6 protein-coding genes are annotated in these 7,540 nt (G+C 55.9%); 4 read left to right on the plus strand and 2 right to left on the minus strand.

The features are described from left to right. Window positions 1–28: 28 nt before the first annotated feature. Window positions 29–1,555, plus strand: a complete 1,527-nt coding sequence (locus ABYV26_RS16590) for an AMP-binding protein (RefSeq protein WP_372682471.1) — start codon at window positions 29–31, stop codon at window positions 1,553–1,555. A gap of 48 nt (window positions 1,556–1,603) precedes the next feature. Here the strand turns inward: ABYV26_RS16590 and ABYV26_RS16595 are convergent, their stop codons facing one another. Further along, window positions 1,604–2,515, minus strand: a complete 912-nt coding sequence (locus ABYV26_RS16595; protein WP_372682472.1) for an MBL fold metallo-hydrolase — start codon at window positions 2,513–2,515, stop codon at window positions 1,604–1,606. Between the two features lie 342 nt (window positions 2,516–2,857). Between ABYV26_RS16595 and ABYV26_RS16600 the strand changes: the two genes are divergently transcribed. Further along, entirely contained in the window at window positions 2,858–3,886 is a 1,029-nt protein-coding gene (locus ABYV26_RS16600) for a 3-oxoacyl-ACP synthase III (RefSeq protein ID WP_372682473.1), read from the plus strand. A gap of 5 nt (window positions 3,887–3,891) precedes the next feature. On the opposite strand, the gene ABYV26_RS16605 is transcribed toward ABYV26_RS16600, so the two are convergent. Then, the gene (locus ABYV26_RS16605; protein WP_372682474.1) at window positions 3,892–5,418 is read right to left on the minus strand and encodes a sigma-54 interaction domain-containing protein; all 1,527 of its coding nucleotides are present in this window, start codon (window positions 5,416–5,418) and stop codon (window positions 3,892–3,894) included. Between the two features lie 413 nt (window positions 5,419–5,831). Between ABYV26_RS16605 and ABYV26_RS16610 the strand changes: the two genes are divergently transcribed. Then, window positions 5,832–7,259: a trimethylamine methyltransferase family protein gene (locus tag ABYV26_RS16610; RefSeq protein ID WP_372682475.1), complete on the plus strand. Its 1,428-nt coding sequence runs from the start codon at window positions 5,832–5,834 to the stop codon at window positions 7,257–7,259. 134 nt (window positions 7,260–7,393) lie between these two features. After that, window positions 7,394–7,540, plus strand: a 147-nt coding sequence (locus ABYV26_RS16615) for a B12-binding domain-containing protein (protein WP_372682476.1), incomplete at its 3' end; no start/stop codon positions are given.

The following is a 7,540-nucleotide window of genomic DNA, read 5'->3' on the forward strand; positions in this document are numbered from 1 at the left end:
CCCAATAATAGTAAAAGGAGTATAAACCATGGGGCTTTACGATTTTTCCCTGTATGACATGATCTGTCGCAACGCCCGGTGTTTCCGGAACCGGCCGGCCTGGTTCGAAGCCGACACCGGCACAACGACGACCTTCGGGCAATACAAGAAGCAGGTGGACCGGCTGGCCGCCGGTCTGCAACGGGTCGGCATCAAAACCGGAGACCGGATCGGTGTCGTGGGAAAGAACAGCCTGGGTTTTTTTCAGATTTATGGCGCCGCTGCCGCCCTGGGAGCCATCGTGCTGCCCATCAACTGGCGCCTTTCCGCGGAGGAGATGGCCTTTAACCTCAACGACTGCGCAGCGGCTGCCGTATTTGTCGATGACGAATTCGGCGACGTGGTTTCGAGCATTCAGGATCAACTCCCCTCGATCAAACGTTATTTTAACCTGAACGATACCGGCCCCTTCGATGCCTTCCGCAAGTTGATGGTTGATGCGCCCCTCCCCGTTGAACCGGTCGAGGCCGACGCCGGCCTGGTTATCATCCACACGGCTGCGGTAGCCGGCCGCCCGCGGGGCGCTCTGGTGAGCCACGCCAATCTGCTTTGCGCAAGCCTGCATCTCAACTACTGCTTCGGCCTGTCGCCTGCAGACGTTCACCTGAACCTGCTGCCCCTGTTCCACGTGGGCGGCCTCTTCATGGCCGTCAATGCCTTTCACGCCGGAGCGATGAATGTCAACATGAGCAAGTTTGACGCAAACCAAGCCGTGGAGCTGATCCAAACCAAGAAAGTTACCGTGTTTTTTGATTTCTCACCGATTCTCGGTTCCATTCTGGATGAGCAGGCAAAAACGGGGGCCGACATATCATCGCTGAGGGCCGTCATGGGACTGGAATCACCGGAAACTATCGAGCGGTACCAGAAGCAAACCGATGGCTGTTTTTACAGCATGTATGGCCAGACGGAAACCTCTTTGATTACCAGCATGGGCCGCTACGATGACCGGCCCGGTTCAGCCGGTCAACCTATTCCATTGGGTCTGGTGGAGCTGGTAGATGATGCGGACCATCCGGTGCCGACGGGAGAAGTGGGGGAGATCACCCTCAAAGGCCCCATGGTATTCAAAGGATACTGGCGCCTGGACGCGGACAATGCCCATACCTTCCGCCACGGGCGTCATCACACCGGCGACCTTGGCCGTTTCGATGAAGACGGGTTCTTATGGTACGCCGGCCGCAAGCCGGAAAAGGAGTTGATCAAGCCCGGCGGAGAAAACGTCTATCCGGCTGAGGTGGAAAAAGTGATCCTGGCACATCCGGCGGTCGCACAAACCATGGTTTTCGGGGTGCCGGATCCCAAGTGGAAGGAAGGCATCAAGGCGGTATGCGTGTTGAAAGCCGGACAACAGCTGGCTGAAAAAGAACTCATCGAATTCGTGGGTGGCCGCATCGCCCGCTACAAAAAACCGCAATATGTGCAGTTCGTGGAATCACTCCCGGAAAAAAACGGCAGCATCGATCGGGAGGGTGTAAAGGCCCTTTACGGGGGAGATCAGGCCCACACCGATTGAGGCCGGAAAATCGATCCAGTCATGCCGGCCGATGGGATGGGCAACCATCTAGAGGGCGCGGAATTTGCCTTTTTTTTCGACGATTCGGCCTTCATCAAGCAACAGGGCCAGGTTTTTGCGGATCATCTGGGTTTCGAATATGTGCTGAAGTGTGCTGTCGGGCATCCGGTTCCGGTAAAAAGGGGATCGGTTGACCATCCCCGTCAGGTCCATTCCCTCGCGGCACAAATCGAAAATCGCCGCCTTCTGCCGGTCAAAGGCCTTCAGGTAGCGATCGAATGCCGCATCGGCATCGCAAAAGGGGATCGGTGGTTTATGTGAGGCACAGATCTGACGGTAGGGCAGGTTGCGGAGCACAGACACACTATCGCGAAACCGATGAATGTCCCCTTCCGGGTTGCCGTACCAGGGCCCGAACCCGGTGAAATCGATATCGGTGGAAAACAGCGTCCCCGAACACTTCTCCAGAAAACAATAATGATCATCCAGGTGGCCGGGCGCATGAATCGCCTGGAGCTGAATGGAGCCCAAATCCAGAATTTCACCGTCGTCAAATCGGTGGTCCGGTCCGCGCATGGGATGGATGCCGAGCCGACTCGACGCCACCCACGTCCAGTATTGCGCCGCCTGACGGCCCTCGACGAATCGCTGCCCGAGCAGTCGCAGGTCACCCACGGAGGCGGGGGTCTGGACCGGCAAATACAATTGCCGATCGTTGAGCACATGCCATGACAGTATATGGTCGGGATGGGAATGGCTGATGATCAGGATGTCGATGCGCACCCGGCGATCGATCTCACCGATTCGTTCGGCGCCGATACCGGCGTCGACCAGCACGGTCTGGCCCCCCGTCATCAGGAACCCGTGGCAGTGGGGAAATCGGCCCTTTCCAGGGCCCTTCACCAGCCAGATGGCCTTGGCAACCGGTTCCACAAATTCAATGTCGTGAAGGTGCTTCATCGAATACAAAGCCGGACCTATGGATTTAGATCGCTTGATATAAAACCTGTTGATACCCCATTTCTGGTCAGTTGAAAAGGACCGGCACCCCTGCCGGGCCGGATATGATTGTCGACTTGTCAGCACTCCAAACGCGATGAATCAGGACGGACAAGATAATGCCTGGCGTCTAACCACATCCAGACGCGCCCTTCGGCAACCCACCCACAAGATGACCCTCCCTGCAGCCGACGCCGCATCCTGATGGTTTCCGGTTTTTTTAACCCCTCGGACATGCTATGAAGCCGAGGACAAAATTGTTTTCAACGACGGTACCGGTCAGAACGCGTTGGAGGAACAGCCATGAAACCGATGTTATTCAAGAATGTGGCCATCGAGGCGGTGGCCTGTGCACTGCCGACGACGATCATCACCTCTGCCGAGATAGAGTCGCAGCTGTCGACCACCTTGGACCGCATCGGCATCAAGCCCGGGATTATCGAAGGGCTCTCAGGCATCCGGGAACGACGCTTCTGGGACATCGACCAGCAGGCCAGCGACGTGGCCACCCTAGCTGCAGAAAAAGTATTGAAGCAAACCGGCATTCCCCGCGAGGCCATCGGTTGTTTGATCAGCACGTCAGTCTCCAAGGACTATATCGAACCCTCCGTGGCCAGCCTGGTGCACGGCAATCTGAAACTTGCCGACCACTGCATCAACTATGACCTGGGCAACGCCTGTCTGGGTTTTGTCAACGCCATGGCCAGCATGGGCATGATGATCGACGCCGGTCTAGTCGACTACGGACTCATCGTCGATGGGGAAAATTCACGGGAAGTGGTCGAGGCGACCATCGACCGGCTGCGTCGACCGGATACCAAGCCGGAGGATTTCAGGGACCAGTTCGCCACCCTCACCCTGGGCTCCGGGGCGGTGGCCATGATCCTGTGTCACCGGGATCGTGCCACAACCGGCCACGTGGTCAACGGGTCGGTGACCCGCGCGGCCACGCGCCACAGCCGCCTCTGTCTGGGACAGCGGGACAAGATGACCGCCGATGCCTCCAAGGTGCTCATCTTCGGCGTGGAACTGGCCAAAAAAACCTGGGACCAGGCCTGCAGCAGCCTGAACCGCTGGAGCGATGCGCAAATCGACGCCTACATGCCCCACCAGGTAAGCCGGCGAAACATGGAGGTGCTCAACGACAAACTGGGCCTGACACCGAAAAAACATCATCTGAACTTTCCCACCCTGGGCAACATCGGTCCGGCAGCCGTGCCCATCACCTTGAGCCAAGCCGCCGAATCCGGCCACATCCGATCGGGCGACCACGTGGCGCTCATGGGGATCGGCAGCGGCCTCAACTGCTCGATGATGAGCGTGACCTGGTAGGAGGCTTAACTGATCGGACTATTTCCGATCGGCCCGCGGTAGGTTTTCCTGCGCAATCCATATTTGCGCATCTTGTAGTGAATCAGCTGCCGAGACACGTTGAGCATCCTTGCGGCCGCGGAAATATTACCCCCGGCGGCCCACAGGGCGTCGTCAATCATCTTCAGTTCCTGTTCCTGCCGTCGCTCCCGCAGGTCCCGCACACCGGGTCCGGGGGGTGCCACACCACCATCGGGGTCGCCGGTTGGCTCAACCGGCAACGTCGCCGGATGGTCAATCGGCATAACCCGCAGCGGCGGGCCGTCATCATGAATCTGATACAGCAGCAGATGCGGCGGCAGGTGGGAGATGCGCAGGGTCGTGTCCGGACCGATGGTGTTCATGGCCCCTTCAATGAGATGTTCGAGTTCACGAACGTTTCCCGGCCAGTGATAGGTTCGAAAAAACGACATGACCGGTTCGCTGACTGCGCACACCTTTTTACCGAGAACCAGATTATTTTTGTAAATGAAATGGCGGGTCAGCGTTTCGATTCCTTCAGGCTGTTCGCGCAAAGGGGGAATGGCGATGTAGACCACGGCCAGGCGATAAAACAGGTCCATGCGCAACTGTTTTTCCCGAATAGCCTTGTGGGCGGGAATGTTAACGGAGCTGATGATTTTCAAATCGACGGGCACTTCACCGGACGCCCCGACACGCCGGATTTTTTTCTCCTGCAGCACCCGCAGCAGTTTGGCCTGAAGGGCAATGGGCATCGAATTGATCTCATCCAAGAAAAGCGTTCCGCCGTTGGCCTGTTCAAAGAGACCCATCTTGTCTACCGCGCCGGTGAACGCCCCCTTTACCGTTCCGAACAGCAGACCTTCTAACAGCGTGTCCGGAATCGCCGCGCAATTAATTCCCACAAACGGGTTGTCCCTGCGGGGACTGTAATTGTGAATGCTCTGGGCAAACATCTCTTTGCCCGATCCGGTTTCACCGAAAAGCATCACCGGTGAACTGCTTTCCGCAGCCAGACGGGCCATGGTCAGAGCGTGGAGTATGCTTTTTTCCACACCCATGATATCGGAAAATTGGTATCGGGTGCCGTTGGTCCATTCCGGGGGGGTGTTCGGCGACCAGGTGGAATAACCGGACATGACCTTTTCCAGTAAATTGTAGTTTTTTACAAAACAGATGGCACCCGCCAGACTACCGTTGAGGTGCAGTGGTAAGACGCTGTGAATCGTATTGGCCAGCTTTCCTTTGCAGGTCCGGTAAAAAAACAGCTTGCCGATAATGGGTGTTTCGGCCTCCAGGCATCTGAAGATCAGGCTGTCATGCCAATCCAACCGATAGATGTCCCCCACCCGCTTGCCGATCACGTTTCCGGGACGCAGATCGTCAATACCCGCCTGGGCTTCGTTGTAATAGAGAATGCGGCCGCCGGTGTCGGTGATGATGATGCCTTCATCGAAGGCATCGAACACCGGCACGAAATCGAGATTGTCAAAATCGGGCAAAATAGATCGATTCGACGGTTGATCAGACAAGGTCAGCCTCCATCGCTGGTTATTTACGGTTTGTTTTCCACATGGGTTGATTATATGTAAAAAAAACAATCAATGAAAACATTTTTTCTCTTTATTGTGTAAATTATTTTGTCGGTTTTCATATTCAATCGATCAGTTTTCAGACCAAAAACCACTCCATCCCTGGGCGCCTTTATGCTACATGACTTAAAATAATAAATTTTTCAGGATGTTTTGCATGTCTTTTCTCGCCCGATGCGAAAAGTCTGGGGTGTCGGCCATCATTTTTGCAAACTAGTCCGTCATGGCATGCAACCTGCTTTATAAGCCTCGCAATACCCATTGGTTGGAAAGCCTTTCCAACGACAGCACCGCAAAAGTCTCTCCCGCGCCTATCGAATTGTCGCCATTAACCGCAACAAGGAGGATCGATCATGTACGACCGCATGCAAACCTTCACCCCGGAGCAGATGACCCAGGTTCACGATGCATCCATGGAGCTGCTTTCCAGCGTCGGTGTGGCCTTCAATGAACCCGAAGCGATAGAAATCTTCTCATCCAAGGGGTTCAAGGTGAGTGGAAAAACGGTTTTCATGACCGAGGCTCAGGTACAGAAAGCGCTCGAGACCGCGCCTTCACGGTTCACGGTGACTGCACGGAACCCGCAAAAAAACGTCGCCGTGGGAGAGGACGATTTCGTTTTTGCACCTGGCTACGGTGCACCCTTCATCGCCCTGCCGGACGGCAGCCAGCGGGAAGCCACCATGGCGGACTACGACAACTTCTGCAAACTGATCCAGACATCCAAAACCATCGACATGAACGGGTTCATGATGGTGGAGCCGGGCGATGTGGCGCCTGAGACCGCTCACCTGGACATGATCTTCTCCAGTATCGTTTTGTGTGATAAACCCTTTATGGGCAGTCCGGTATCCAAACAGGGCGCCCGGGACTGCATTGAGATGGCATCCATCATCTGGGGGGGCAAAGACAAGCTAACGGCCACGGGACCGGTATCGGTATCCCTAATCAATTCACTGTCGCCGCTTCAGTTTTCCGACGAGATGGCCGGGTCTCTGATTGAACTGGCTAAGGCCAACCAGGCTTGCGTGATTGCCTCGCTGATCATGGCGGGTTCGTCCGGACCGGTGACCCTTTCCGGCGTATTGTCCCTGCAGAATGCCGAGATCTTGGCGGGTATCACCCTGGCACAACTGGTCAATCCCGGTGCACCGGTGGTCTATGGATCCACATCCTCGGCAATGGATATGCGTACAGGCGGGTTGGCCATCGGCTGCCCAGAACTGTCCATGGTGGTTTCGGCCACTGCGCAGATGGCTCGTTTTTACAAGCTCCCCAGCCGCAGCGGGGGCGGTCTAACCGATGCCCATTTCCCTGACGGGCAGGCGGCGGCGGAATCCATGCTGGCCTTGTCTACCGCAGCCCGCAGCGGCATCAACTTCATTCTGCATTCGGCCGGAATACTGGGCTCCTATATCGCCATGAGCTTTGAAAAATTCATGATGGACGAGGAAATGTGCGGAATCATTCGCCAGCTGATCAAACCCATCGACGTCTCCCCTGAGGCCATCGATGTAGAGATGATCAAAAGCGTGGGTATCGGCGGCCAATACCTGACCCAGCCCAAAACATTCAAACTGTGCCGCACGGAATTCTACATGACCGACTTTTTAAACCGGCAGAATTATGCCGGCTGGAAAGCCGCCGGTTCCAAGCGTATCGACCAGGTCGCCGCCGAGGGCCTAAGCCGCCGCCTGGCCGCGTATGAAAAACCCCCCATCGACCCGGATGTGGAAATGGCCTTGGCTGCTTACGTCGCCAATCGCAAGGATAAATCTTGACCGTATTCACCAGTTGTCCTATGCGTATGCCTTAATTAAAAGTTTCAATTTTTCCAGTTGAAATATCATCAGTCGACCAAGAGACAGCAGTGTCATCGCAAAAAACCTATCACTCACAATCAGGAGGTTCATTTATGACCACCCAGGACATCTTCAACGCAGTACTGGCATTTGACGAGGAGACGGTAAAGGCCAAGACCCAGGCCGAGCTGGACGGCGGCACGGACATCGGCGCCATCTTGAACGACGGGCTGATCAGTGCCATGGACGAGGTGGGTGAG

The organism is Desulfosarcina sp., from assembly GCF_041551955.1.
GTDB lineage: Bacteria > Desulfobacterota > Desulfobacteria > Desulfobacterales > Desulfosarcinaceae > Desulfosarcina.

Excerpts from the sequence above, each read along its gene's own strand:
- ABYV26_RS16610 (WP_372682475.1), top strand. The coding sequence starts at position 5,832 with ATGTACGACCGCATGCAAACCTTCACCCCGGAGCAGATGACCCAGGTT.
- ABYV26_RS16600 (WP_372682473.1), top strand. The coding sequence starts at position 2,858 with ATGAAACCGATGTTATTCAAGAATGTGGCCATCGAGGCGGTGGCCTGT.
- ABYV26_RS16595 (WP_372682472.1), bottom strand. The coding sequence starts at position 2,515 with ATGAAGCACCTTCACGACATTGAATTTGTGGAACCGGTTGCCAAGGCC.
- ABYV26_RS16590 (WP_372682471.1), top strand. The coding sequence starts at position 29 with ATGGGGCTTTACGATTTTTCCCTGTATGACATGATCTGTCGCAACGCC.